Origin of the sequence: Aliiglaciecola sp. (assembly GCF_039982535.1) — a bacterium.
In the GTDB taxonomy this organism is placed as follows: domain Bacteria; phylum Pseudomonadota; class Gammaproteobacteria; order Enterobacterales; family Alteromonadaceae; genus Aliiglaciecola.
The window spans coordinates 58,365-84,956 of record NZ_JBDWYG010000033.1; the positions used below are offsets into that span (position 1 = coordinate 58,365).

Genomic DNA, 26,592 nt, shown 5'->3' on the forward strand with positions numbered 1-26,592 from the left:
AACCGTCGCAGTGAAAATTGACTGAAACATTAATTCAATCGTTTTAATAAAGTGTCTCGAAAAGGTTTATTTTGCGTAAAGTGCTTATATAGCAGCTTTAAAGCTGAGAGTTTAAGTCTTTTCAGCATAGATTGTAAGTTGCCGATGTATGCTTTACGGTTGTCATACAGCATATTTTTTACGATTTTACGGTTTGCATCTGTCATGTTTATGTTATGAAGCAAAAAGTACCGATAATTTATTTCATCAAACAACCTTTCGCACATATGTTTACTACCCCATTTAGCCCCAGAAAATAGATTTATACCTTCGCCATATTTTACCGTAATGGAGTTTGTAAACGTAATTTTTTGGGCATGCTCTAGTATTGATAACCACATTAAATAATCTTCGCCAGCAAATTTAAACTTTTCATCAAAACGTAAATGAGGCGTTTTCGTGAACCGGTAAAATACGGTGGATGTACCAATAATATTTGCTGTTGTAGTTTGTAGAACCATGTCGCCAATGTACTCGTGAATATTGTCATCAACAACAACTGGGTGTTGAGAAGGATCAATATAGCCTGCTCTTTCAAAGGCTCCTATTGTTACTCCCATGTGGGTGAAATTAGAAAAGTGAAAATCGCTTCCCAAATCCAGCCCTTTTAGGGACAGTTCTACATGTTGAGGTTGCCAAAAGTCATCAGGATCTAGAAAAGCGACATACTCGCTGTTATCAGTAACTGCATCTAACCCCACATTTCTAGCTCGTGATACTCCCGCATTATTTTGTTCAATTAGGATGATTTTTTGGTAAAAATCCGAATTTGACTTAAACGCATCTATTTCAGGCTTAGCGGGGGTAGGGGACCCATCATCAACAACAATAATATTTGCAATTCGCGACACTGCAGTTTGGGCTTCAATACCTTTCAAAGCATTGCTTAGCAGCCCTTTGCTTCTTTGATAAAATGGGATAATTATCGATACTGAGTTATTCATAGTTAATAAATTACTTTTTCACTTTTTTAATTAGGTTTATGGCACTTTTAAGCAATTTATTCGGGAAATAGGTGACATGCTCTATTTCTCTTAATGTCGAATCTAACCGCTTGTGCCATTCCATCGCTTTTCCGTAAAACTCGATATTGTTAATGCCTTCAAGTTCTCGTTGTTGAGAATAGTGTTTAATCATTTCAATTTTAAGCATTAACGCCGGAGATTGTTTATTAAATTGCTCGTTGTAGGTGGTTTTCAAAATAATTAAGCAATCATCTTGCTGTATACACAAATCCACAGCGACTATTTCATCGTTAATTAAATAGTACCAACAACAGGCTTTGTTATTTTCAGCTAAGCTGCCCAAGGCTTGTTGATAAAATTTCCCTTGGGTGTTGTCAGGGGATATGGCCGTGCCTTCTTCACCTTTCCAGCCACTACTTTCTAATTCACCGTATTTAATAATTGCTTGTTTAACCTCAGCAGGCTTAGTAACTTTCTGCCAAGATAATGTATCTTCTGCTCGGGCGGCGCGATTAATTACTTTGTTGTAATTTTGCCGCATATTTTTGCCCAGAGATTGAAAATACTTGTCAAAATCTTCAGGAATGGGACGGTTCCCAGAAGTAATGTAAGGCATGATTTCAAATTCGTCTGCTGGGGTAAACTGGCTATATTTTGAATCCATTTGCAGCATATCTAACATCGCCACGTTACCGGGAAGGGCACTGCATAACGACTTCATCACGCTACTACTGATTTGTGGTTCTCGATGTAAGAATAATCCAAGCGGACATTGCGAGGGCATAGCTGTTGCCCAACGACCTTTACCATGGGGCTTAAAGAAGCCTGCGAATTGCAATTCATCGTTTGCATACGCTACAACTAATTTTTCATTTCCATCAAAAAAGTGAGCAATGAGTCCTTGTACGAATTCAGGCTCAAAAAACGCTAGATTCATGGTTTTACGATTGAGATCTGCCCAAGCTTTTTGATGGGTAGAAAATTCAGAACAACTTAAAACTGACCAATTCATTAAACTATCCTAGGGGCGTAATTGATTAAAAGTGTCGACAATAAAATTTAACTGACTAGTAGAAAGTTGCTGGTGACAAGGTATCTGGATCAGTCGAGATCGGTAATCTTGACTTACACTGCAGTCACTAACCGCAACTTCTTCCCAACGGAGAATTTGAATGCCTTTTTTACGCAAATCAAAAAAGTATTTTTCGTCTTGTAATAAAAACGGAATGACATAAGGAATGTCTTCATTTTCTAATTGCTGGAATAAAGCATTACCTACTTCTGGATTATCAATGTTTTTCACAATGAATTCGAAATTATCTCGTCTTTGTTTTCGAATATCCGTTAAATTGCTGTGGCAAAAAATGGTTTTAGTGTGCCTATAACTAGCAGAGGCTAAATCGATTGGCTGAAAATAGCGCAAATGCATGTCTTCTTCAGACGGGTCTGCATTGTGCTGGGTAGGTTCCACTTCAGTCTTTTTAAATAGCGCTTTTATTTTTGCCACTCGTTGCGGTATACCAACAATAAATGCACAGGCTTTAGCTTCTTCAACCCAACCAACATGGGTTAATTCAGCTTCATATTTATGTTTTAGATAAAGTGCACCACCGTCAATGGTGGGCAGTATCTTGTTAATGCTACATATACTCGCACTAACATCTGGAACTTGCTTGCCGGAGTCTGCAAAATGATCTACAAATCGAAACAACGAGTGAGCACAATCTTCAATAATTTCTACCGGCTGGCTGTGTAAAAATTGAATAACGTCATTGTTATTTTGACCGAATCCAAAATACCTGACAACTACGCAGTGGGTCACATCGCCTGACGAAATTTCTTTCTCTAATAGATTAAGATCTATGGATAAATCCGATCGCACGGGATAAAAACGGATTTCGTAATCTAACCAAATGAAAGGTTCGACTAGCGCAGGACAATGATAAGCAGGGATCAAAATGACGTTTTTACGATTTTCTTTTCTAAGCGCGGTCCCTGCGATACCTATGGCACCACGACCATTTCGAGTAAAAATGGTTTCCCTCACATCTCCTTTGGTGTGTTGAGCTATATCTAAATCGCTCAACCTAAATTTAGGAGTCGCTGTGACGCTAGGAGTTGGAAATTGACTTGCATCGGCAAGGGGTTTTAAAAATTTTACTGCCATGTGATTCCGCTTAACTATGCCTGATATCGCTTTTCTTCATGAAAAACAGAGAATTCCTAAGCTTATGCTAAGGTATGTTCGGCAAAATTGCTATATTGTTGATTGAAGTATGGGGAAAGTGATAAAAAAGTATTATTCTTGAAGATGTGTTTGGGCTGTTCATTGGAGTTTTTTTATCATCTAGGTGCCTTTTCATATGGAGTAAGATATTATTATCTTTGTTAAAAAACATGTACCTATAGGAAGCAAAAGTGATCAAAGGTTATTTCCTACCTAGTGCCGAAGGTAACTTGTTTGTTAGTCAATACGGACAAACAAATCCACAAAAAACAGTTTTACTGCTTCCATCTATTTTCGAAGAGCTAAACCTGAGTCGAGCGATAATCACCAAACAAGCGTTATTTTTAGCTAAACAGGGATATTGCGTATTTGCATTAGATTATCTTGGTACCGGCGACAGTGAAAAAGATATTGAACACGTCAATGTCTCGATTTGGCGCGATAATATTATTACCCTGGCTCATTGGTTAAAATCTAAAGATATCGATAGCATTGACCTCTGGGGAGTACGTTTTGGCGGGTTGATGGCCTTAACATCATGGGAAAGCATCGAAGCAATCTTATCCATTAAGCACATTCTGTTGTGGAAACCCGTTATGAAGGGTAAGCAGTTTATGACTCAGTTTTTACGTTTAAAGCAGGCCAATTCAATGATGCAGGGGGAGCAAAAAGTAAATTGGCGTGAACGAATTCTGTCAGGCACTAACGTTGAGGTAGCTGGTTACGAAATTACTGCAGACTTGCTGGCATCCATCGATGGCATAGAGGTCTCTAAATCATTAGCCCTGACGTGCCCATTAACTTGGTTTGAATTGGCAACTGAATCAATCACGCCAGCGGTATCGATACAGACTAAAAATTGGGATCCACAGCTTCTCAAAATAGCCTGTTTTGAGGGTTCTGCATTCTGGCAAATACCAGAAATATTCGAACAAAGTCAGTTGCACACACCCACTCTGAACGCCTTGCAGGGAGAATTATGATTATGCCTGAATCTATTGAGTCAGCAGTGGTGTTTAACAGTAATGGTGCTGAATTGATGGGGATACTACACCGTCCAACACAAGCCGTTAAAACTGCCGTACTTATTGTTGTTGGAGGGCCTCAATATCGTGTAGGCAGTCATCGACAATTTGTACAGCTTTCTCGGGCTTTAGCTAAAGAAAACATAGCTTCATTGCGCTTTGATTACACCGGCATGGGTGATAGCGAAGGAGACAAAAAATCCTTTGAGAACATCAGTGATGATATTCATGCTGCTTGTGATCTACTTTGTGACGAGCTCGGTATAGATTCCATTGTTATATGGGGACTTTGTGATGCAGCCTCGGCTGCGCTGATATATGTTCCGCAAGACAAACGAGTTAAAGGTTTATTTTTATTAAACCCTTGGCTGAGAAGTGATGCTGCCATGGGCAAAACCATGCTGAAATACTATTATGTGCAGCGTTTACTTTCGAAAGAGTTTTGGTCTAAATTAATTCGCGGTAAAGTGAATGTGGCTAATAGCATCGGTGATGCAAAAGGTTTTGTGAGCGATAGTGTTTCTAGCCAAGATAATCAACAGCAAAGTTATCAAGCTCAAATGCAAAAAGGTTTGCAAACATTCTCGGGCAAGGTTTGTTTAGTTTTAAGTGGTGTCGATTTGACCGCAAAGGAATTTGAACAGCAAACGCTGAATAACAAAGCGTGGAAAAAGTTGAAAAGTAGCGATAGCACGGTTCACCGAATTGCTAAAGCAGACCATACTTTTTCAAGCAAAGCGTTTAAACAAGAAGTCGAAAAATACACCATTGCATTCGTCAAAAACAACGAATTTTCTGGAATTGGGTAGAAGGGCGCTTTTAATATTGTTAGATTGCTGCTGCAGCCTAACTACCTGCTACAACGCCTTTTAGATTTAAAAAATTTTATAGGATTGAATGTGTCAAACACTAGTCGTCAGTATTTTATTTTAAGCACAGTCGTACAGCTTATTTTAGTCGCCTTAACCGTATCGTTAAGTTTTAGCTTTACTAAGCACTTTGAAATAATTCCAGATAGTATTTTACATTTGCCCGATGTCTACGTAAGTCATGGGGACATGCTGCAAATAGTGAAAATATTTGTCATTACCTATGCTATTCAGATAGGTCTAGCGTGCTGGCGAAACGGCAGTAGTGCTTTTTCAAGTGCTAAACGTTTTGCAAATGAATACATTTGGTTCTTATATGCTTATACAACTGCATCGCTGTATTTATTTCTTGCTACCACTATCAATTATGATCCTCAACTAATTGCAGCTATCGGTTTGTTTGCAACTGTTTTCTATCTTATTGCATTTATGTTGATTAATAGCCTGCTATTTGGCGGCACAATTTTAGGCAGTTTAGGAACAGGGATTGCAGCCACCTTCAAACGAGTGTTCAGTGTTACAGGCATCTTAGCCCTAATATACTTTTTGGTTCCCCTTGCGATGGGAAAAGCATTCACTTCCGACCGAGATATTGCTAATGCAATTACCCAAGTCCGTATTTGGTTCAACCCTGTTGAGACCTCGGATTGGGGGTTCAAGAATTACTTACCTAAGCTCAAGTTTGCGCAGCCTGTTTTAGTGCGCGAGGGACCTGAAAATGACGGCACGGTTTATGTGTTAGAGCGAGGCGGTAAAATCAAAAAGATATCCCCATTAACTTCTGAAAATGCACAGGTAGTGGTGAATGTGTCAGAATTCATGGGTGAAGTGGAAATGGAGAATGGCGCTATTGGTTTCGATTTTCATCCTAATTTTGCCAACCAGAACGAACCTAAACCTTATTTATACCTGTATTACACAGATACACGGGAAGAAAATATTCAACACAATAGAATTTCTCGGTTTGAAATTACGTCACCGGACGCTTTGGTAAACACGGCTTCAGAAACTATTTTATTTGATTTAATTCGTAATGATTCAGGGTTTCACAATGGTGGTGCTTTAGAGTTTGGAGCTGATGGATTTCTATATATTGGATTGGGAGAAGGTGTGCATCCACCTGAAGCGAAAACCTCTTCGCAGGTTTTACGCTCTGGGATTTTACGTATTGATGTAGATATGGATCCTCAAAAAAGTCAGCCTATTAGTCAGCCTATGGAATATGGTGTAGTACAAAATTACTATATTCCTAAGGATAATCCGTTTTTAGATAAAGACGACATACGTAATGAATATTATGCGTTAGGTTTACGCAATCCCTTTCGATTCAAGTTCGATCCTCTAACAAACGATCTTTGGTTAGGTGATGTAGGCTCTACTATTTGGGAAGAAGTAAACAAAATTGAAGCCGGTAAACACTACCAGTTTCCAGTGATAGAAGGGCGCAGCAAAAGTGGTGTAGATGCATGGGAAGAATTAGATATTCCTCAACAAGGTCCTGTTTATACCTATGAACATAATGCCTACGACAGAGCGGTAATTGGCGGCATTGTTAATCGTTCTGATATGTATCCAGAATTAAAAGATAAGTATGTTTTTGCAGATAATTATTCAGCCAAAGTATTTGTGATGGACTCGGATAAAGCTCAAGTTGAAAGCGTTAAATTGATAGCCAGAGCCAATCAATATGCGCAACGAGGAATCAGTTCAGTGGTGCAATTGAGCGGTGGAGAAATACTGGTTACAACGTTAGGGGCAGCATCTGAACCTAGCGGAGAAGTATTGCAATTAGTTCATGCTGATCAAGCGAATGTTTTTCGAGAAGAAGTAGATAACACACCAGAGGGTTATGACCAAACTGCCACTGCCGGCTTGTTTGCGGTTAACTGCGCCCGTTGTCATGGAGTGAAAGGGGATGGAAAAGGACCTGATGCAGCGCTGTTAGGTGTTCCAATGCCAGATTTCACATCCCCTTTGTATCATCACAATACTGATACCTCAGCAATAAAATCTATTATTGTTGAAGGTGGTGGAGCGGTTGGTAAAAGTCCGCTTATGCCGCCGTGGGGAGGATTCTTAAAACCAAAAGAAATAGATCACCTGGTGACTTATTTAGAAACTTTGCCAGACCAACATCATCAACATTAGCCATTAGATGTGCGCGTTTAAAAACAAAAATCCCCTGTAAAACAGGGGATTTTTTATTAATAAGCACCTTTGGAAAACTAAAGGCATTGATTTTGTGAGTTAATCCGTAGCAGTTAAAAATTTATGGTGAAAACGCAAATGTTCTTCAATAAAACTAGCAATAAAAAAGTAACTATGATCATACCCAGAATGGTAATTCACTATGGCGGGGTACTTTAGTTTTTGAGCGAGTTCGTCAAATGGTTTGGTCAATTTCTGACTTTGATAAAAATCATCGTTCAACCCTTGGTCAATTAATATGGGAATTTGCAAAAATTGACCTTGCTGCTGCAGTAATTTACAAGCGTCATATTGTTCCCATTCACTCACATCATCCCCTAAATAGGCATGCAATGCTTTTTTACCCCAAGGACAATCTAACGGGTTTACAATAGGTGCAAATGCAGAAATAGATGTGTATTTCTGGATATTTGATAAACCTATTGTTAGTGCGCCATGCCCTCCCATAGAATGTCCAGCAAGTGCGACTTTAGGGATGCAATTAAACGATTGGTTTATTAGGTCGGGCAACTCATCAACAATGTAATCATACATATAATAATGGCTATTCCAAGGGGGCTGAGTTGCATTGACATAAAACCCAGCTCCTTGGCCTAAATCGTAACCGTCGTCATCAGCAACATTGTCTCCTCTGGGGCTAGTATCAGAGCATACGATAATGAGACCTAGTTCAGCCGCAACTCTTGCCGCGCCGGCTTTGGTTACGAAGTTTTCATCCGTACAAGTCAGCCCGCTTAACCAATATACCACTGGGAGCGGCTTGTTTTGCTCAACTTGCGGTGGGACAAAAACACTGACGTTCATTTCACAATTAAGCACCTTTGACTGGTGTTTAAAGCGCTGTTGCTGACCACCAAAGCTTTTAACTGAAGAGGTGAGTTCCAAGACAGACATCAGTAATGTACTACCGATCTAATGGATTTACCTTCATGCATTAGGTCGAAGGCCTGATTAATATCTTCCAAGCCCATAGTATGGGTAATGAAGGTGTCGAGTTCGAATTCACCATCCATGTACCTCTGTACATAATCTGGTAATTGGCTGCGACCTTTCACACCACCAAAGGCGGTGCCACGCCAAACTCTGCCAGTAACAAGTTGAAAAGGGCGTGTGGAGATTTCTTGGCCCGCGCCTGCTACACCAATTATCACCGACTCTCCCCAACCTTTGTGGCAACACTCTAGTGCGGAGCGCATAACATTGACGTTACCGATACATTCAAATGAATATTCAACACCACCGTCTGTCATGTCTACGATGACTTCTTGAATAGGCTTATCGTAATCTTTTGGATTAATCACGTCTGTTGCGCCAAGTTGTTTGGCTATTTCAAATTTATCTTCATTAATATCAATGGCGATAATGCGACCGGCTTTGGCCATTCTGGCACCAATGAGCACCGACAGGCCAATTCCGCCTAATCCGAACACGGCAACAGTGTCGCCTTCTTGCACTTTTGCGGCATTTGTAACCGCACCCATACCTGTAGTGACTCCACACCCTAATAAACACACTTTTTCCAAAGGGGCTTCTTTAGGGATTTTAGCCAACGCAATTTCGGGGACCACTGTGTGTTCAGCAAAAGTGGAAGTGCCCATATAATGATAAATTGGCTTACCGTCTTTAGAAAAACGTGTACTGCCATCGGGCATTAAGCCTTGGCCTTGGGTTGCCCGTATCGCCTGACATAAATTGGTTTTACCAGAAAGGCAATATTTGCACTTGCCACATTCAGCGGTATACAAAGGAATAACATGATCGCCTACTTCAACTAAGGTCACACCTTCACCCACAGCTTCAACAATTCCTGCACCTTCATGACCTAAAATCGCTGGGAAAAGACCTTCAGGATCATCTCCTGACAAAGTGTATGCATCAGTGTGACAAACACCTGTGGCGACTATTTTCACTAGCACTTCCCCTTTTTGCGGGGGCATTAAATCAACTTCTTCGATGCTAAGCGGTTTGCCTGCTTCCCAAGCTACGGCGGCGCGTGTCTTAATGGTTTGCATATTTATATCCTTTATTTAGGCTAGTGGCTTTAATTTGCATTACTGGCATTCTCCAATAAATCCAATGGAACGTTCAAGCCATTTAATTTGTTCAATTGTATATCCATGCGGGCACATTTGATTAGATTCAAGCTCAGTTTCTAATCGTTGAATTGCAATGTCTTCCAATTTGAGACGAGTCTCATTGTTTATAGAGAATCGCGAAACTTGAGCACTTTTCGATGCAACCCCGGTCTTTGCAATCAGACTGTTTTGTTGGCGACGAACCAACTCAGAAGGCGGTAAATACCAAATCAAAACAAACTCGAAGCCAGCACTATCATGTGTCATTTGTTTGTCGAAAACGTGACGAATTTGAAGTTGCGAATCGTCATTGGCAACGCAGCCTGTTAAGCAGGCAAGAGCAATCCATATTGTGCATTTTAGTGTAGAAAAAACTATTTTCAAAAGTGTAAACCCGCCAATCAATATCTTATTTTACGATTTTCATAACGAACGTGTCGGTTTACCCCTTGGTAAACTAAGCACATTCTATAGTCTTATCTATTCGGAAAAGTGGAAGCTAGTTCTTAACATCGCCTCTTTCGCAATGCAGACAAATATTTACTTATCTAGAATATACAGCATGTGGCTGCTAATTTTACTTTATTTGTTGGATAGATTAAAACCTAGCTTGAGTCGATTTTGCCTGAAAAAATAAGCACATCCTTAAAAAATTGGGGTAACATTAGGTTTCAAATTAGCTTGGTTTTTTACCAATCAAGCTAAATTAATGTATACAGTCTCACTGTGTTTTTAGCTCAATTTGAAGGATTATGTGTGAAAATCTCTCGTTGTCTTTTTATTACCTCTTCATTAATTCTAAGCGGTCATGCTGTTGCAACAGACAATATGTATGGTGTTACGACTCTGGGATACGGCAAAACCGACCTAGAATCCACTAGCGCCAGTACAATCAGTTACAAATTAGCTGTGGGCTACCAGTTTGCTGAACAATGGTATGCAGAATTTGGATTCCATCAGCTTTCGGACCAGTCTCAAGTTGAGCAAATGCCCACCACCATAGATGGCCTTAATTCGACTGAGTTTGGGCTTAATGCTGAAGCATTGGGCATTTCTGTACTTGGAAAAGCGACTAACAATTATGGTGAGCTCTATTATCGATTAGGGATTTTGAACGTGGATATCGAAGGTCAAAATCTATCTTCAGGGGAGGGTTGCGAATTTGGCGCGGCAACCCCATTTAGTTTAAGTAGCGAAGAAAGTTTCACCTTGTGTGAGTTTGATGAAGGTGTGGCTGCTGGGCAAATTGGTATAGGCTTCGATTTTTATCTTGGGGTTAACTTACTATTACGCACGGAAGTTGAACATATTCGTGGCGAGCACGGTTTCGAACATAATGGGGCTTATATCGGCTTACGTTACAATTTCAATTAAGTTAAGGTACGTTAAAGCGTTTAGGTGCAGTTTCCAGCTTGCACTATAGGTATGTTTTTAAATGTATTTGCAGAATACGGAGGTTTATATGAAAAATGAATTAGACAGTCGTTTTATTTTAAATGTGTTTGAAAAAATCCGTGATAAAGGCGAGGCAGTAAAAGGTGGATATCTTTTTCAAGGTGTTAAAGCCTATACAGACCATGATGGTTATACAGTCTTTCTAGAAGATGCATTGGTTAGTTTACGTTTTGGTTTCCACAATCAATACCATTTTGATTATGAAAAAGCCGAACACTTAGAGCAGTTTGAAAAAAAATTAAAAGCGATAAGCGAAATAGAGTGATTAGCGCTGAAATAAACATTCAGCGCAGTTAAAGCTTAGCTACAACTTAACGCGCTACCAGTGATACTTTCATGAACGCCGTCTTTGTCTGAGTCTTGACTTATTTTAACTCTACCCTGTGGGGTAACCGCAAGTTGCCGTGCGTAAGTGGCCTCTTTACCATCGTGACAAATGAGTATTGTAGATAGTGCATTAGCCGAGCCATTGGGGTTAAATTGAATGGCTTGGGCCGGGCCAGTAACGTAATTATTATTGGAAGTAAGTGAGGTGGCCACCAAAAGATCTTCATCGTCCCCTCTAGATCCATTACCATCTTCATCACCAAACACCATTTTTACTTGACTCCAATTGGTCGTACAGGTCGCAAAATCTGTAGTGGGGCATACGATTGTGGTAAGTTGCTCATCCACGGCGTTAGCCCTAGCAAACTGAATTACGCCACTGATTTCATTCACTTCTGATACAATACGGTTTTTGATAATGATCCCTTGGGCAGAAGGAACGGCGATAGTTAACACTATGCCAACTAAGGCAATGCCAATCATTAATTCGACAAGTGTAACGCCTTTTTGTAAAGTATTGGACATCAAAGAGATGTTTACGCTTTTCAAAGATACTCCATATGTTATTAGCTTATTTACTGAACTGAAAATAACCTGATTAGACAGTACAATAACGTATTTAAACTACTTTTAGGTATACAATTACACATCAAAGTATCTGAGAATATTTAATTTTAAAGGCATAACGTTTATTTCAAAAACGATTGCCAAACTAAGTTTAACCGTTCGTTACTGAACGTCGTACCCAGCCTAACAACCTAAAAACGAGAACTGAGATGCACAAAAAAGCCATTTTAGAAGAAATGCACGTACTTCCAGAAATTAATCCGCAAAAAGAAGTAGAAAGACGAGTCGCATTTATTCAGAACCAACTTACGCTTTCTGGAATGAAAACGTTAGTGTTGGGGATCAGTGGGGGGATTGACTCTTGCACTTTAGGTCGATTAGCACAGTTGGCTGTTGATGGATTGAATAAACAGTCTAACGGTGGATATCAGTTTGTTGCTGTGCGTTTGCCATACAGTGTTCAGGCCGACGAAGAAGATGCGCAAATCAGTATCGATTTTATACAGCCAAGTCATGCGGTTAGTGTAAATATTCAACCAGGCGCAGATGCAATTCACGATCAAACATGTGGTTCATTAGCCGCAGCTGGGTTACTGCCCGATGATGCCCACAAACAAGATTTTGTGAAAGGGAATGTAAAAGCACGCTCACGAATGGTTGTACAGTATGAGATTGCCGGAATGATGGATGGGCTAGTGCTTGGCACCGATCATTCTGCTGAAAACATTACGGGGTTCTACACCAAATATGGTGATGGTGCATGTGATCTAGTTCCTCTATTTGGTTTAAACAAACGTCAAGTTAGACAAATCGCCGCTCACCTTGGTGCGCCTGATAAAATTGTTTATAAAGCACCAACCGCTGATTTAGAAACATTGTCACCCCAAAAGGCAGATGAACAAGCTTTGGGCATGACCTATGACCAGATAGATGACTTTCTGGAAGGTAAAGAGGTTTCACAAGATGTAGAGCTAAAACTCATCGAAATATTCACCAAGACTCAGCACAAAAGGGTACCTATACCGACGCTTTATGATTAAGGATGATTTGCTAGTTAAAGAAGTAAGCAACAATGAGTACGACTTTTTAAAAAACTTAGGGATCTTTATCCGGATAGGGTAATTGCAGATGGTATATTTTATTAACCTGATGTAAATTAAATGTAAATATAAGTGGCAGCTAGAATGTAAGGTTGTTACTACGACTAAAAGTAACAACTTAAATGCTCTGAAATAGGCATGAAGTAAGCTAGACCCTAAGGATATTTGATGAAAAAAGTCGAAGCAATTATTAAACCTTTCAAAATGGAAGATGTGCGTTCAGCGCTTTCAGGCATAGGGGTTACGGGTATGACAGTCACCGAAGTCAAAGGCTTTGGTCGACAAAAAGGACATTCAGAGTTATATCGCGGCGCAGAGTATCACATTGGTTTTCTGCCAAAGCATAAAATAGAAGTTATCGTTGCCGATGACATGGTTGATCGGGTGATTGAAGTGATAATGGATAACGCGCGAACGGGGAAAATTGGTGATGGCAAAATTTTTGTTTCAACTATCGACCGAGCGATTCGAATCCGTACCGGTGAAGAAAACGAAGAAGCCGTTTAGTCTCACTGATATACGGAAAATCAACCTTAATAGCTGATTTTCCGTTCTAGGGAATCTTCGTTAGCTCTTAATGATGATGACCACAACCGCCTTCGGCATGTGGATGGCCATGGGCTATTTCATCATCCGTTGCTTCTCTTACTTCTAGAATTTCAACGTCAAAATTCAGTGGCACACCAGAAAGAGGGTGATTGCCATCGATCACAACCTCATCATCAGTTTCATCAATTACCATGACGGATTGCTCACCATTGTCCGTTGTCGCTCTAAACGTCATACCAACTTCAACTTCCATTCCTTCAAACATGGTTTTTGGTACCATTTGTACAAGTTCATCATGACGTTCACCATAAGCTAGTTCAGGCGGCACATCGAGAGCAAACTTATCGCCTTTTTGGCGACCTTCTAAGGCATCTTCTAAGCCTTTAATAAGGTATTGGCTACCTTGCATGTAGATCATTGGTTCACCGTCTCGAGATGAATCAATTTGCGTTCCATCTTGGGTTTTTACGGTAAAGTGCATTGTCACAATGGCATTTTCTGAAATTAGCATAAAACGTTATTCTCTATATTGTTTGGTTAATCACACCGGATAAATTAATCAAGGCTGTAGGGTAAAGGCGCTACCGTAAATAGTTGCTCTGGGTTCTCTTTGGATCTAAATATTTGCTCTGCTGTTGTATCATTTGGCAGTATGGCTAATACGCAGGTGCCAGTTTCTAACGAGGCGCTACGCAATACAGTACCACTTCGTCGCCAGTTATCTCCCATTTTAGCCTCTAAAATATCACCTGCAAGTAAGGAAGAGCTATTGTCTGATTTTAGAATGAAGGCGGCTCTTTTGTTTTTACCTAGATATTTAGTGCGGGCAACAACTTCTTGCCCCATGTAACAACCTTTATCAAAGCTGATGGCCTGAAGTGCTTGCAAATTCATCATTTGCGGGACAAATTGCTCTGAGGTGGCCCCTTGAATGTTTGCTAAACCACTTAATATATCCGCGGCTTCCCAATACGCTTCTGCCATTTTTGATGTTGTTAGTTGTTGATTCAATTGCTGCGCTAGAGCGGGTTTAGCTAACACTAGATAACGTGTAAAAGGCGCATCGAAGCGAATAACTTTACCATCTTCATTCGAGATAACCTGCAAATGTTCAGTTGGGAGTTGTTCGAAGATACCTTCTAATGATTGTTCTGATTCTGCGCCACTTAACGCAAAATACTGCCAGTTAGCTGTAGTGTCGTTGAATTCTACTTTAGAAAACACGCCATATTTTTTTAGCTCAGCCAATGATGCAGGGATACTTTCGCGATGACACAGTAAATCTACTCCCTCAGGAGTTTTGATGGCGTGAAAAATATTCCAGGTTTTGCCTTTAAAATCACAATGGCAACCAAGTTGTATCTTTTCTTCGCCTAATGAATCCATGTCGTTGGTGACTTTTCCTTGCAGATAACTGACTGCTTCTTCCCCTTCGACGGAAATAATCCCTAGGTTAGTTAATTCACCATAAAAACTGTCTGGTGTTGAAAAACTAGACTGCATATTCGCTAATACCTTGTTAATCTATCTATCATGACCACTATAATGGGGTTTTGCGACTCAGATGCAAGTGTCTCGTGAATTTGTCTGAGATTTTTTAGCATAATCAGAATACAATTAGCCTCGGCTAATTATTCAATAATGCGTTGACTAAAATAGCTATCCCATAATGTTTAATATTTTTACCTGGAGCCAGGATGTTTGATAAAAAAAGATTGTCTAGATTGAAGTGGGCGTGTCGACGAGGCATGCTTGAACTTGACGTCCTTTTTATGCCGTTTGTTGATGAAGCGTTTGAGGATTTGGATGAATCTCAACAATTGGTCTTTGAACGTTTACTCACCAGTGATGATCCTGACCTGTTTGCTTGGTTTATGGGGCATCAAGAATGCGAAGATCCCGAGCTTGCGCAAATGGTCGAGTATATTTTGAGCCGTGTCAAAGTATAGGATCAGCATTGCAAAAAGCCGTCTAATGCTTTGTTTACAAATCAGTTGGATTAGCTTTTTAATAATGACCTTTTGGCTGTGGAAAGAGTCCGTTATTCCAGGCCAATTGTTATTACAAAGTGGTTGCAGTCTTCTCACCTTAATATTCGGTCTTGGCTGGATATTCAAACTGAAGCAAAAGTATTCTCCAAGTGTAATGAGCTTAACCCCCACAGGGGAAGTTAATTGGTTGCAAGGTGCTCATCACGGATATTGTAAACTTAGCCATCAAAGTAAAATTTGTGGTGCTTTTATCTGTTTGTTCTTCGAAAAAACGGTGTTTGATAACCAACCACGTTTTTTGTGGTTAGCAAAAGATCAAGTTTCTGAACAAGATTTCAGACGTCTTTGTCGAATTATATTGCGATGCCAGCAGCAGCCAATGGATTGTTAACGGCCTCGTATACTTGTACTCCCTTTTGGATAATGGCCGTTAAGGTATTACTAGTCCGATTTTGGTCAAAAAGGATTAAGGTGTTTATGCTGGATTTTTTAAGAGCAGGTCTAAAAAGAAATCACCCTTTAGTGTTCGACTCAGCTCTGTTGCCTAGACTGGACCTGAATATTCGACAAAAAATTAATGAAGTCGATGGGGCTAAAATCAAGGCATATCACAATGTTGTTCAATGGCAAGAGACCCAGCACGATGACATTCATCCGTGCTTTTTACATTTGTATGCTTTCAAGCAACATATGCAATTAATGCTCAATGAGCAGTTTCCGTTCGCATTGTTAGGCATTGTTCATTTAAGCAATCAAATCGAAGTGTTAATGCCGTTAGACCGCTCCAGTGAATTAGAACTTGAAAGTAAGCTTGTTAGTTTCGAGCGACATGTAAAAGGTATTAGTTTTAAAATTGAGTCTACATTTTATCAGCATCAGCAAGTGATATGGCAGTCTGTAAGTGAGCTATTAGCCGTTAATAAGTCATGTTTTACTGGCAAGTCCCAATCTTCACCCTATCAATTTGATACTAACTTAGATTTTATGAGTCAATGGCATTGTGATACCGGTATAGGTCGTCGTTACGGCAAAGTATCTGGTGACCTTAATCCCATACACTTGAGTCAAACTAGCGCCAAATTATTCGGCTTTAAATCTGCTATTGCACACGGAATGTGGAGTAAGGCAAGAAGTGTGTCTGAGTTCCAACAGCAAATTTCTGATAGGTTTTTTGTGAAGGTTAACTTTTTGAAGCCTTTATTTTTGCCGTCGGATGTGATTTTGTGGAGGGCGTCTAACAGCGCTTCTGAAACACAATTTGTGCTTACCAGTGAAGATAAACAAATTTGTCACTGCAAAGGACAGATAAGGCTTTAGTAGGACTTCGAGTTAACGTTTAGAGCAGGGGAGATGGAAATCTCCCTTGCTCACAAATAACCTAGGGCGTTTACGAGTCAAGCCGTTGAGATGGCGAACTGCTGCGGCCACTAAGTACTGTGACTTCAGCTTTATCAAGGGTATCTGGATAATCAAGATTATAGTGTAAACCACGACTTTCTTTACGTTTCATTGCACAACGTACGATGAGTTCAGCCACTGTAACTAAGTTTCTTAATTCCAATATGTTGTTGCAAACACGAAAGTTAGCATAGTACTCGTGAATTTCCTGTTGCAATAACTCTATTCTGCGCAACGCTCTTTCTAATCGTTTATTGGTGCGCACTATGCCAACATAATCCCACATAAATAGGCGTAGCTCATGCCAGTTATGTTGTATCACGACCTCTTCATCTGAATCACCCACTTGGCTTTCATCCCAAGGTGGAATTGATTGTTCGAAAGTTGGTCTATCAGATTTGGCTAAAATATCATTCGCTGCTGCATGGGCAAACACAACACATTCCAATAATGAATTGCTGGCCATGCGGTTAGCACCATGCAACCCTGTGTACGCTACTTCACCTATGGCATACAAGTTATCTAAATCTGTCTTAGCGTTAAAATCGGTTTTTACTCCACCACAACTATAGTGGGCAGCTGGCACTACGGGAATAGGGTGGCGTGTAATATCAATGCCAAGGGAGCGACATTTACGATAAATATTTGGGAAATGCTTAACAATGAAATCGGCAGATTTATGACTAATGTCCAAATACATACAGTCTTTTCCAAGACGCTTCATTTCAAAATCGATTGCGCGGGCAACAATATCTCGCGGCGCTAAATCACCTCTAGGGTCAAATTTATGCATAAATTTACTGCCATCAGCGTGGCATAAAAATGCACCTTCTCCACGTAATGCTTCGGTGATTAGGAAGTTTTTGGCTTCTGGATGAAACAGACAGGTTGGGTGAAATTGATTAAATTCCATATTCGCTACTGAACAACCAGCGCGCCACGCCATTGCAATGCCATCGCCACTGGAAACATCCGGATTTGAGGTGTACTGATAAACTTTGCTTGCTCCGCCAGTTGCCAAAGCAGTAAATCGACTGCGTATAAGTTCTACGTGTTCTTTTTTGCGGTTCCAAACATAGGCACCTAAACACTGATTTGGCGCATCTTCGTGACGCACTAAATCAATGGCATTATATCGTTCAAATAGGTGAATATTAGGATGTTGCATCACCGCTTCTTGTAAAGAGGTTTGAACTGCGAAGCCTGTGGCATCGGCTGCATGTAAAATTCTGCGGTGACTGTGTCCGCCTTCTCTGGTTAGGTGGTAGCGGGAGTTACCTTGTTCATCTTTTTCTTGATCAAAGGGAACGCCATAATTGATAAGCCATTCCATACAGGACTTTGCTTGATTAGCTGTAAAGCGAACGGCTTGTTCTTCGCATAGGCCTGCGCCGGCTTCAAGGGTATCTTTAACATGTGACTCAATAGAGTCTTGTTCATCAAAAACCGCGGCGATCCCACCCTGAGCATATCGAGTGGATCCCTCTGATAAGGTACTTTTACTTAGCACGATGACGTTATATTTTTCAGCTAACTTCAATGCTAATGAAAGACCTGCTGCGCCACTTCCAATAATCAAAACGTCACAACGATGTTCAACAGTAGAGCTCATATAGTATAATAGCCAATTGGAATGAATTTGCAGACCCTATCAGAATTGACAGCTTGTGAAAATAAGCCTTTTAATAGAAAGTTTGTAATAATTTAATTTAAATCGAACTTTTCGCAAAACGTACAGTCTATATTTGTGCTTGCGAGAGCCGTGGTAGTATTTGTATTAGGAGTGATGGCTCGAATGAGCGAGCAGATAACGGATCAACAAATTGTTGAAAAAGTACAACGCGGAGATAAAAACGCGTTTGGTTTGTTGGTAACTAAGTATCAACACAAAGTCGCGCATTTGGTATCACGTTATGTGAAAAACTCAGGTGATGTAGCAGATGTGACCCAAGAAGCTTTTATTAAAGCTTATAAGGCTTTACCTAATTTTCGCGGTGACAGTGCCTTTTACACTTGGCTTTACAGAATTGCGGTTAATAGTGCAAAGAATTATTTAGTTTCGCAGGGGAGAAAGCCTCCTGCCAGTGATGTGGATGCAGAAGAAGCAGATTATTATGACGGAAGTGACGCGTTAAAGGAACAAAACTCCCCTGAACGTAGTCTGATGTCAGAAGAGCTTGAAAAAGTGTTATTTGATGCACTTGATAAATTGCCCGAAGATTTACGCATGGCTATTACATTACGTGAATTGGAAGGGTTGAGCTATGAAGACATAGCAAATGTGATGGACTGCCCTGTAGGGACAGTACGTTCAAGAATTTTTAGAGCGAGAGAGGCGATAGATAAAGTCTTAAACCCGCTCTTAGAAAGATAAATAAATGACATTTGTAAAAAAATGTTGAAGAATGAAGCGTTAATTCAGGAACCTTTTATGACGCATAAGCATGAAAATTTGTCCGCATTTGTTGACGGTGAGAGTCAAGACGATAACTTTGTCTCCGATATCCTCAATGATGATGAAATGGCTGCTAAGTGGCAGCGTTATCACATTATTCGTCAATCTATGCGTAAAGAAATGCCAATAAGCGCGGATTTTGATGTAAGCGCATCTATTGCGGCTGCATTGGAGTCTGAACCCGCTATATTAGCTCCTAAGCGCACTTGGCGTGATCTACCGGTTATCAGTAATGTGGTACCTTTAGTTCGCTCTGGTGGTCAATTAGCGATAGCCGCCTCTGTTGCAGTTGCAGTAGTTGTTGGTGTTCAACAATTGAATCAAGATGAGCAACAGGTGTTCAACCCAGCTCCAGCTTCATACCCTGGTATCCAAGGTGGATTATCACCAGTTAGCCTAGAGCAAACACAGGTGACACCAGCGGTAAGTGTTCGTGACCATCAACGTCGTATCAACGCGTTTATCAACGACCACATGGAGCAAGTTTTGCTAAAAGATAGCCAACGTTATCTTGAAGACGAAAGTGCTTTGGTAGATGAAGTTAAATCTGAAGCTAATCAACCAGAAGTAAACCAAGAACGTGAGAAACTTCCTGAATAAATACTTTCTGCAGCTCAATTATCTTTGGGCTGCATTACTCTTTTTTAGTTGTATCAAATTGGCTAGTGCGCAGGTTGGATTAATACAAGATCCAAACGTGTTAATGTGGCTAGACAAAATGGCGAACGCTAAAACCCAGCTCAATTACACAGTTTCATTTGTTTTATCCAAACCAGGATCGGATCCTCAGCCTTACCTTTGGCGTCATGGCGTGAATGAACATGGCATTGAAATGGAGCAGCTCGATCAATTAAATGGTCCAGGACGCGAAGTTGTGAGGGTAGGGGATAAAGTCAGTTATTTTGAGTCTCACCGTGCACCCTATAGTTTGGCTTCAGGTTACATTATTGGTCCTATGCCGAATGTGTTGCTAACAGATCCTAAATCACTTTTGAGTTCCTACGACTTTGTCATCATCGGAAAGAGCCGGATCTCTGGTAAAATTGCTCAACAAATTCGGATGATAAGTAAAGATAAAAGCCGTTATGGATATAACCTTTGGTTAGATCAGGAAACGGGCTTACCGTTAAAAATTAATGTAATGGAATTGAACGGTCAAAAAGTTGAACAAATTCAAGTTACTGAATTAAACGTAACGGAACAACCTGATCCTTATTTCGCTAAATTAGAAGCGGCAACAATGCCAGCTGTTATTCAATTAGAAGCAACTGAGGAAGTAGAGAAGCTGTGGCAAGTTGATTATGTCCCTGTGGGCATGAAACAGATAAAACATAGTGTGCGCCAATTACCTGATAATGCAGGATCTTTAGAATATTTAATGTTAAGCGATGGCTTGGTTGATATCTCTGTGTATATGCAACAAGCCACTGCGTCTGCAGCAGAAAGCGACATAGTCGCTCGCTTTGGTTCAGATATTTATTTTTCAAGAAAGCAGGGGCCAGTTCTGGTCACGGTAATTGGAAAAATTCCCGCTAATACCGCAAATTCTATCGCCGCTTCAGTAACTAAGGTGCAATAACGTGATTGAAGAGATTGGGGTTATTACCGCAGTGGATAAAGATCATATTTGGGTTGAAACCGAAATTAAATCTACCTGCGGTGGTTGTCAGGCGCAAGATAACTGCGGCACCGGCGTGGTTGCTAAAGCGTTTACCCCAAAAAAAGAGCAATTAATTTTACGCTGTCATCACAGCGCCAAAGTTGGTCAAAAAGTTAAGCTTGGGGTTGCAGAAAACCAGCTGTTGACGGCTTCTGCAATGATATATTTATTGCCACTGTTGGTGATGATTGTTACTGCGTTAAGTGCACAATATTTGTTACCTTTAATTGATTTACAACATGAACTCTGGATTGTTGGAGCTGCTTTTTTTACCACATTTATCACGTTTAAATTTCTTAAAAAGTACGCAAATCAACCGAATAAGAATCGATTCCAACCTAAGCTATTGGCTATTTTACCCGCTCAAGATGACTCTTTAGTCGTTAACTCTAAATAATCTGTTCAATTATCAACGATGCTATCCAGCTGGCCAGTCGGAGGGAATGTTTTTGCAATAACGCCTACGACCCCGTCAATACGAAATTTGCGCCACGATAAGTGAGGAGCTAACCTTAAAAATCGTTTTATTAACAAGTATTAAATCAATTGTCTGAGTATTCGTCAGAACATTATCGCAATGTGCTCCAGAACACTGTAAAATCCCCGCCAAATTATTTTTTATTCGTTCCTGCGTCATCACTTTTGATAGCAAGGGCACTAGCTGTAGGTAACAGTCTTAAACTATGCAACATAAGCACATTCGTAACTTTTCCATAATAGCCCATATTGATCATGGTAAATCGACTCTTTCAGATCGACTTATTCAACATTGTGGCGGTTTGACCCAACGTGAGATGTCTGAGCAAGTCTTAGACTCGATGGACATTGAGCGTGAGCGCGGGATTACGATTAAAGCCCAAAGTGTCACCCTAAATTACACTGCCAAAGATGGTGAAACTTATCAGTTGAATTTCATTGATACACCAGGGCATGTTGACTTTACCTATGAAGTGTCACGTTCTTTAGCTGCATGTGAAGGGGCCTTGTTAGTCGTTGATGCAGGACAAGGTGTTGAAGCGCAAACCTTAGCCAACTGTTATACCGCCATCGATTTAGATATGGAAGTGGTTCCAGTTTTGAATAAAATTGACCTTCCACAAGCCGAACCTGACCGTGTTGCCGAAGAAATTGAAGACATAGTCGGTATCGATGCCATTGATGCGGTGCGTTGTTCTGCTAAAACCGGAATTGGAATCGAAGATGTTTTAGAAGTGATTGTTCGTCAAGTTCCTCCTCCTGAAGGCGATCCTGACGCACCTTTAAAAGCACTTATTGTCGACTCTTGGTTCGACAACTACCAAGGAGTGGTTTCCTTAGTACGAGTGATGGAAGGAACTCTCAACGCCAAAGATAAAATACAAATCATGTCAAATGGTGCAGTACACCAAGCGGATAATGTGGGTATCTTTACACCTAAACAAACCAAAACCGGTGAGCTTAAAACCGGTGAAGTGGGTTATGTCATTGCCGGTATTAAAGATATTCAAGGGGCGCCGGTTGGCGATACTATTACGTTAGCAAAAGCGCCTGCTGAAACTGCACTTCCGGGTTTTCAAAAAATTAAGCCGCAAGTGTATGCAGGTTTATTCCCGGTCAGCTCTGATGAATACGAAGATTTCCGCGATGCGTTAGCAAAACTTACCTTAAACGATGCATCGTTGTTTTATGAGCCAGAAAGCTCTTCTGCACTGGGCTTTGGATTCCGAATTGGATTCTTAGGTATGTTGCACATGGAAATCATCCAAGAGCGTTTGGAAAGAGAATACGACTTAGATTTGATCACTACTGCGCCAACCGTGGTGTATGAAGTAGAAACCACTAAAGGTGAATTACTCAAAGTAGACAACCCGTCCAAATTACCTCCTATAAATGACATTGCTGAAATTCGTGAGCCTATTGTCGAAGCCCACATCTTGGTACCACAAGACTATTTAGGTAATGTAATTACACTGTGTATCGAAAAACGTGGTGTACAAACTAATATGACCTACCACGGTAAGCAGGTTGCAGTGGTTTATGAATTACCAATGGCTGAAGTTGTCATGGACTTTTTCGACCGTTTGAAATCAACTAGCCGCGGTTTTGCTTCTCTGGATTATAACTTTATTAAGTTTAATGCTGCTGACATGGTGCGTTTAGATATCTTGATTAATGGAGAGCGAGTAGACGCCCTTGCGGTTATTACCCATAAGGATAACGCTCAAGGTCGTGGTCGTGATTTAGTCGAAAAATTGCGGGAATTAATCCCCAGACAAATGTTCGATATTGCGATTCAAGCCGCTATTGGAAATCATGTTATTGCCAGAAGTACTATAAAGCAGCTTCGTAAAAACGTAATTGCAAAATGTTATGGTGGTGACGTGAGTCGTAAGAAAAAGCTGCTACAGAAGCAGAAAGAAGGTAAAAAACGTATGAAACAAGTGGGTAATGTTGAGTTACCGCAGGATGCATTTTTAGCCGTACTCAAGGTAGGAAAATAAATGGCCAATTACTTTTCATTATTTCTAGTTTTTATAACAGTAGCATCAGGTTTGATTTGGTTAATCGATGCCAAGGTGTTCGCGCCAAAACGTCGGCAGAAAGTAATTGCTGCTAACGGCGGCAACGCTTTACCCGAGGGTACCGAACTACCTATTCCTTATGTAGTGGATACTGCACAGCAAATTTTTCCGGTAATTGCATTTGTATTGGTTTTACGTTCTTTTTTATATGAACCATTTCAGATCCCATCAGGTTCAATGATGCCAACTTTATTAGTGGGCGATTTTATTCTGGTAGAAAAGTTTTCTTATGGTTTAAAAGATCCTGTCACTCGCACTAAGTTTTTTGAAACGGGTGAGCCAGAGCGTGGCGATGTCGTTGTTTTTAAATATCCAGAAAATACTAAGTTAGATTATATTAAACGAGTCGTTGGGTTACCTGGCGATACTATTAGTTATTCGTCTAAAGATCTGTATATCAAACCTGCATGTCCTTCAAGGCAAGGTTGTTTGCCAGAGTACAAAGTAGAAAGAGACTTTTTGGGACAATATAACTATCAAGGTTATCAGATTAATAAATTTAGTGAAAAATTGGGCGATGTGAATCATGAGATCCTTATTTTCCCAAGAAGATTAGATGATATTAGTCGTTACCATGAGCAGCCAGGTACCAAAATTGGTGAATGGGTAGTGCCACAAGGACATTATTTTGTTATGGGCGATAACCGTGACAATAGTGAAGATGGCCGCTTTTGGGGATTTGTTTCAGACGATCATTTAGTCGGTAAAGCGGTTGCTATTTGGATTAGTTTTGAATTTGAACGTGTTCCTGAAGATATATTGCCAACGTGGATACCTACAGGTGTGCGATTTGAGCGTGTGGGTGGCATTGAATAAATGGCGCTAAACCCATCCTACAAAAAATTATATAAACGCATTGGTTACCAATTTTTAGATGCAGATAATCTAACCTTGGCACTGACTCATCGCAGTTATAAAAATGTTCACAATGAACGTTTGGAATATTTGGGTGATGCAGTCTTAGGGCTGGTGGTCGCGGAAGAGTTGTTCAAACGTTTTCCAATGCAACCCGAAGGTAAACTCACTAGAATGCGAGCGACTTTAGTAAAAGGGGAAACCCTAGCTGAAGTCGGCAGAGAGTTTGAGCTAGGGGACATTCTATTACTTGGCTCAGGAGAGCTAAAAAGTGGCGGTTATCGACGCAGCTCAATACTTGCTGATGCCGTTGAAGCGATCATTGGTGCAATTTATTTAGAATCAGGTTTAGATTGCTGTAAGCAGTTGATTTTGAATTGGTTCGCTTCGCGATTTAATGATTTAGATCCCACTGCACACCCCAAAGACAATAAAACTCAATTGCAGGAATTTCTCCAAGGCCGTAAGTTGCCTTTGCCAGAATACGAAGTAGTGGAAGTGCTTGGTAAAGATCATGACCAAATATTCGTGGTTAACTGTTCGGTTGAAGGCTTATCGGAAAAAGTGTCGGGTCGAGGTAGTTCACGTCGAAAAGCAGAGCAAGAAGCAGCCAAACAGGTATTGGAGAAATTAACGTGACAGAGGCAAAAACATTTTGTGGCATGGTTGCCATCGTAGGTCGTCCTAATGTTGGAAAATCAACGCTACTGAATAAGCTGTTGGGGCAAAAAGTGAGTATCACTTCTAGAAAGCCCCAGACTACACGTCACCGAATCATGGGAATCGATACAGAAGGTCATCACCAAGCTATTTTTGTTGATACGCCGGGATTACACGTGGAAGAAAAGCGTGCAATCAATAAACTCATGAATCGTGCTGCATCAAGTTCTCTAGCAGAAGTCGGACTGGTTTTGTTCTTAGTTGAAGGCACAAAGTGGACCGATGATGATCAAATGGTACTGACTAAGGTTAAGCAGTCCGGATTGCCCTGTTGGTTGTTAATCAACAAAAGTGACAACGTAAAAGATAAAACCCAATTGATGACACATATGCAATGGCTTCAGGAGCAACATGATTTTGAAAAAATCATGCCGGTTTCCGCTAAGTTAGGGCGCAATGTCGAAGAACTTCGGGAAATGGTCCATTACACCTTGCCAGAAAGTGAGTTTTATTTTCCTGAGGATTACATAACCGATAGATCAAGTCGGTTTATGGCAGCTGAAATTGTACGTGAAAAGCTCATGCGCTTTACCGGTGACGAATTACCTTATTCTGTGACAGTTGAAATTGAACAATTTTTGCTTGCTGAGAATGGCGTATATCGAATCAATGGCTTGATTTTAGTCGAGCGTGAGACGCAAAAGCGCATGGTAATAGGTAAGGGCGGTCAACGACTAAAAACTATCGGCGCAGAGGCAAGAAAAGATCTAGAAAGTTTGTTCGAAAACAAAGTGTTTTTGGAGCTTTGGGTTAAAGTTAAGTCAGGCTGGGCAGATGACGAACGTGCCCTTAGAAGCCTGGGTTACGGAGATAACAATTATTAAACGCGCCTATCATTATGAGCGTGAGTGAATTAACAAAGGTGAGTGAGATGGCAAATATCCATGGTCTGCGAAGAAATTACAACCTGGGTGAGTTACGTCAAGAGGATCTCGATTCAAACCCAATAAACCAATTTAACCATTGGCTCAAACAGGTTATTGATTCGGACTCACCAGATCCAACGGCCATGACCGTGGCCACAGTATCTCCTGATGGTCAGCCGTCTCAACGAATTGTGTTGCTCAAAGATGTCGATGACAGAGGTTTTGTATTCTACACAAACTTAGGTAGTCGAAAAGCAACAGAGTTGGCCAATAACCCTAAAGTATCCCTGCATTTTCCATGGTATTTTATGGAGCGACAAGTCAAAGTCTGTGGTACTGCTCAGCCCCTTAGTACTGCTGAAGTGGCCAAGTACTTTCTCTCTCGACCGAAGGAAAGTCAGCTAGCTGCATGGGCATCGAAACAAAGCCAACCCATCTCTACTCGTCAAATGTTAATGAGTAAATTTGATGAAGTGAAAAAGAAATTCTCTGCAGGGGAAATTCCCCTTCCTAAGTTTTGGGGTGGCTACCGTGTTGTTCCCCATGAAATCGAGTTCTGGCAGGGGGGAGAGCATCGTCTGCACAATCGCTTTGTTTATACCTTAGGGGATACACAACAAACAGCAGATTCGAATAGTCAGAACTGGCAAATACAACGTTTAATGCCTTAATGGAAGACT

29 protein-coding genes are annotated in these 26,592 nt (G+C 40.6%); 19 read left to right on the plus strand and 10 right to left on the minus strand.

Annotated elements, in window-relative coordinates; genetic code table 11:
• Positions 1–29: 29 nt before the first annotated feature.
• Genes ABJV04_RS07510 through ABJV04_RS07520 form a run of 3 tightly spaced genes read right to left on the minus strand, consistent with a single transcriptional unit; the run spans position 30 to position 3,171 of the window.
• On the minus strand, positions 30–983 hold the full coding sequence (locus ABJV04_RS07510) for a glycosyltransferase family 2 protein (RefSeq protein ID WP_348490780.1): 954 nt from the start codon (positions 981–983) through the stop codon (positions 30–32).
• A gap of 10 nt (positions 984–993) precedes the next feature.
• Entirely contained in the window at positions 994–2,016 is a 1,023-nt protein-coding gene (locus ABJV04_RS07515) for a GNAT family N-acetyltransferase (protein ID WP_348490782.1), read from the minus strand.
• Positions 2,017–2,025: 9 nt separating this feature from the next.
• A complete protein-coding gene (locus ABJV04_RS07520) occupies positions 2,026–3,171 on the minus strand; it encodes a DegT/DnrJ/EryC1/StrS aminotransferase family protein (RefSeq protein WP_348490784.1) in 1,146 nt (381 codons plus the stop codon).
• Positions 3,172–3,422: 251 nt separating this feature from the next.
• On the opposite strand from ABJV04_RS07520, the gene ABJV04_RS07525 reads away from it, so the two are divergent.
• The 3 genes from ABJV04_RS07525 to ABJV04_RS07535 all read left to right on the plus strand — a co-directional run bounded on the left by ABJV04_RS07525 (position 3,423) and on the right by ABJV04_RS07535 (position 7,273).
• Positions 3,423–4,214: a hypothetical protein gene (locus ABJV04_RS07525; protein ID WP_348490785.1), complete on the plus strand. Its 792-nt coding sequence runs from the start codon at positions 3,423–3,425 to the stop codon at positions 4,212–4,214.
• Positions 4,215–4,216: 2 nt separating this feature from the next.
• A complete protein-coding gene (locus tag ABJV04_RS07530) occupies positions 4,217–5,065 on the plus strand; it encodes a hydrolase 1, exosortase A system-associated (protein WP_348490787.1) in 849 nt (282 codons plus the stop codon).
• A gap of 90 nt (positions 5,066–5,155) precedes the next feature.
• Complete coding sequence (locus tag ABJV04_RS07535) at positions 5,156–7,273, plus strand: PQQ-dependent sugar dehydrogenase (protein ID WP_348490788.1); 2,118 nt, start codon at positions 5,156–5,158, stop codon at positions 7,271–7,273.
• Between the two features lie 99 nt (positions 7,274–7,372).
• On the opposite strand, the gene fghA is transcribed toward ABJV04_RS07535, so the two are convergent.
• Genes fghA through ABJV04_RS07550 form a run of 3 tightly spaced genes read right to left on the minus strand, consistent with a single transcriptional unit; the run spans position 7,373 to position 9,792 of the window.
• Positions 7,373–8,227, minus strand: a complete 855-nt coding sequence (fghA, locus tag ABJV04_RS07540; RefSeq protein WP_348490789.1) for an S-formylglutathione hydrolase — start codon at positions 8,225–8,227, stop codon at positions 7,373–7,375.
• Positions 8,227–9,345 carry an S-(hydroxymethyl)glutathione dehydrogenase/class III alcohol dehydrogenase gene (locus ABJV04_RS07545; protein ID WP_348490791.1) on the minus strand — a complete coding sequence of 373 codons (1,119 nt, stop codon included), beginning with the start codon at positions 9,343–9,345 and terminating at the stop codon, positions 8,227–8,229. The genes fghA and ABJV04_RS07545 overlap by 1 nt, the downstream gene beginning before the upstream one ends.
• Before the next feature lie 39 nt (positions 9,346–9,384).
• Complete coding sequence (locus ABJV04_RS07550) at positions 9,385–9,792, minus strand: hypothetical protein (protein WP_348490792.1); 408 nt, start codon at positions 9,790–9,792, stop codon at positions 9,385–9,387.
• A gap of 372 nt (positions 9,793–10,164) precedes the next feature.
• Here ABJV04_RS07550 and ABJV04_RS07555 point away from each other — a divergent pair, with 372 nt between their 5' ends.
• Positions 10,165–10,782: a hypothetical protein gene (locus ABJV04_RS07555; protein ID WP_348490793.1), complete on the plus strand. Its 618-nt coding sequence runs from the start codon at positions 10,165–10,167 to the stop codon at positions 10,780–10,782.
• Positions 10,783–10,870: 88 nt separating this feature from the next.
• Positions 10,871–11,128 (plus strand): DUF3081 domain-containing protein, encoded by a 258-nt coding sequence (locus ABJV04_RS07560; protein ID WP_348490795.1) that lies wholly within the window; start codon positions 10,871–10,873, stop codon positions 11,126–11,128.
• A gap of 35 nt (positions 11,129–11,163) precedes the next feature.
• On the opposite strand, the gene ABJV04_RS07565 is transcribed toward ABJV04_RS07560, so the two are convergent.
• Complete coding sequence (locus tag ABJV04_RS07565) at positions 11,164–11,739, minus strand: GspH/FimT family pseudopilin (protein WP_348490797.1); 576 nt, start codon at positions 11,737–11,739, stop codon at positions 11,164–11,166.
• A gap of 227 nt (positions 11,740–11,966) precedes the next feature.
• On the opposite strand from ABJV04_RS07565, the gene nadE reads away from it, so the two are divergent.
• On the plus strand, positions 11,967–12,797 hold the full coding sequence (gene nadE, locus ABJV04_RS07570; protein WP_348490799.1) for an ammonia-dependent NAD(+) synthetase: 831 nt from the start codon (positions 11,967–11,969) through the stop codon (positions 12,795–12,797).
• A gap of 228 nt (positions 12,798–13,025) precedes the next feature.
• The gene (locus ABJV04_RS07575) at positions 13,026–13,364 is read left to right on the plus strand and encodes a P-II family nitrogen regulator (RefSeq protein WP_348490800.1); all 339 of its coding nucleotides are present in this window, start codon (positions 13,026–13,028) and stop codon (positions 13,362–13,364) included.
• A 67-nt stretch (positions 13,365–13,431) separates the two neighbouring features.
• On the opposite strand, the gene ABJV04_RS07580 is transcribed toward ABJV04_RS07575, so the two are convergent.
• Both ABJV04_RS07580 and ygfZ read right to left on the minus strand, forming a co-directional pair.
• Positions 13,432–13,917 carry a peptidylprolyl isomerase gene (locus ABJV04_RS07580; RefSeq protein WP_348490802.1) on the minus strand — a complete coding sequence of 162 codons (486 nt, stop codon included), beginning with the start codon at positions 13,915–13,917 and terminating at the stop codon, positions 13,432–13,434.
• Between the two features lie 44 nt (positions 13,918–13,961).
• Complete coding sequence (ygfZ, locus tag ABJV04_RS07585; protein WP_348490803.1) at positions 13,962–14,909, minus strand: tRNA-modifying protein YgfZ; 948 nt, start codon at positions 14,907–14,909, stop codon at positions 13,962–13,964.
• A gap of 194 nt (positions 14,910–15,103) precedes the next feature.
• On the opposite strand from ygfZ, the gene ABJV04_RS07590 reads away from it, so the two are divergent.
• From ABJV04_RS07590 to ABJV04_RS07600, 3 genes are all read left to right on the plus strand, one after another.
• Positions 15,104–15,355 (plus strand): succinate dehydrogenase assembly factor 2, encoded by a 252-nt coding sequence (locus ABJV04_RS07590; RefSeq protein WP_348490805.1) that lies wholly within the window; start codon positions 15,104–15,106, stop codon positions 15,353–15,355.
• Positions 15,356–15,380: 25 nt separating this feature from the next.
• Entirely contained in the window at positions 15,381–15,788 is a 408-nt protein-coding gene (locus ABJV04_RS07595) for a protein YgfX (RefSeq protein ID WP_348490806.1), read from the plus strand.
• Between the two features lie 86 nt (positions 15,789–15,874).
• Positions 15,875–16,714, plus strand: a complete 840-nt coding sequence (locus tag ABJV04_RS07600; protein ID WP_348490808.1) for a MaoC/PaaZ C-terminal domain-containing protein — start codon at positions 15,875–15,877, stop codon at positions 16,712–16,714.
• A 70-nt stretch (positions 16,715–16,784) separates the two neighbouring features.
• On the opposite strand, the gene nadB is transcribed toward ABJV04_RS07600, so the two are convergent.
• Positions 16,785–18,407, minus strand: coding sequence for an L-aspartate oxidase (nadB, locus tag ABJV04_RS07605; RefSeq protein WP_348490810.1), 1,623 nt, complete (start codon positions 18,405–18,407; stop codon positions 16,785–16,787).
• A gap of 183 nt (positions 18,408–18,590) precedes the next feature.
• On the opposite strand from nadB, the gene rpoE reads away from it, so the two are divergent.
• From rpoE to pdxH, 9 genes are all read left to right on the plus strand, one after another.
• Positions 18,591–19,169 (plus strand): RNA polymerase sigma factor RpoE, encoded by a 579-nt coding sequence (rpoE, locus tag ABJV04_RS07610; protein WP_348490812.1) that lies wholly within the window; start codon positions 18,591–18,593, stop codon positions 19,167–19,169.
• A 57-nt stretch (positions 19,170–19,226) separates the two neighbouring features.
• Positions 19,227–19,850: an RseA family anti-sigma factor gene (locus ABJV04_RS07615; protein ID WP_348490813.1), complete on the plus strand. Its 624-nt coding sequence runs from the start codon at positions 19,227–19,229 to the stop codon at positions 19,848–19,850.
• Positions 19,831–20,829, plus strand: a complete 999-nt coding sequence (locus tag ABJV04_RS07620; RefSeq protein ID WP_348490815.1) for a MucB/RseB C-terminal domain-containing protein — start codon at positions 19,831–19,833, stop codon at positions 20,827–20,829. Before ABJV04_RS07615 ends, ABJV04_RS07620 begins: the two co-directional genes overlap by 20 nt.
• A gap of 1 nt (position 20,830) precedes the next feature.
• Positions 20,831–21,307, plus strand: a complete 477-nt coding sequence (locus ABJV04_RS07625; RefSeq protein WP_348490817.1) for a SoxR reducing system RseC family protein — start codon at positions 20,831–20,833, stop codon at positions 21,305–21,307.
• A 286-nt stretch (positions 21,308–21,593) separates the two neighbouring features.
• Positions 21,594–23,390 carry a translation elongation factor 4 gene (gene lepA, locus ABJV04_RS07630; RefSeq protein WP_348490819.1) on the plus strand — a complete coding sequence of 599 codons (1,797 nt, stop codon included), beginning with the start codon at positions 21,594–21,596 and terminating at the stop codon, positions 23,388–23,390.
• A complete protein-coding gene (gene lepB, locus ABJV04_RS07635; RefSeq protein WP_348490820.1) occupies positions 23,391–24,287 on the plus strand; it encodes a signal peptidase I in 897 nt (298 codons plus the stop codon).
• Positions 24,288–24,965 carry a ribonuclease III gene (gene rnc / locus ABJV04_RS07640; RefSeq protein ID WP_348490822.1) on the plus strand — a complete coding sequence of 226 codons (678 nt, stop codon included), beginning with the start codon at positions 24,288–24,290 and terminating at the stop codon, positions 24,963–24,965.
• 23 nt (positions 24,966–24,988) lie between these two features.
• Complete coding sequence (era, locus tag ABJV04_RS07645) at positions 24,989–25,870, plus strand: GTPase Era (protein ID WP_348491039.1); 882 nt, start codon at positions 24,989–24,991, stop codon at positions 25,868–25,870.
• Between the two features lie 47 nt (positions 25,871–25,917).
• Positions 25,918–26,583: a pyridoxamine 5'-phosphate oxidase gene (pdxH, locus tag ABJV04_RS07650; RefSeq protein WP_348490824.1), complete on the plus strand. Its 666-nt coding sequence runs from the start codon at positions 25,918–25,920 to the stop codon at positions 26,581–26,583.
• The last annotated feature ends 9 nt before the right edge of the window (positions 26,584–26,592 follow it).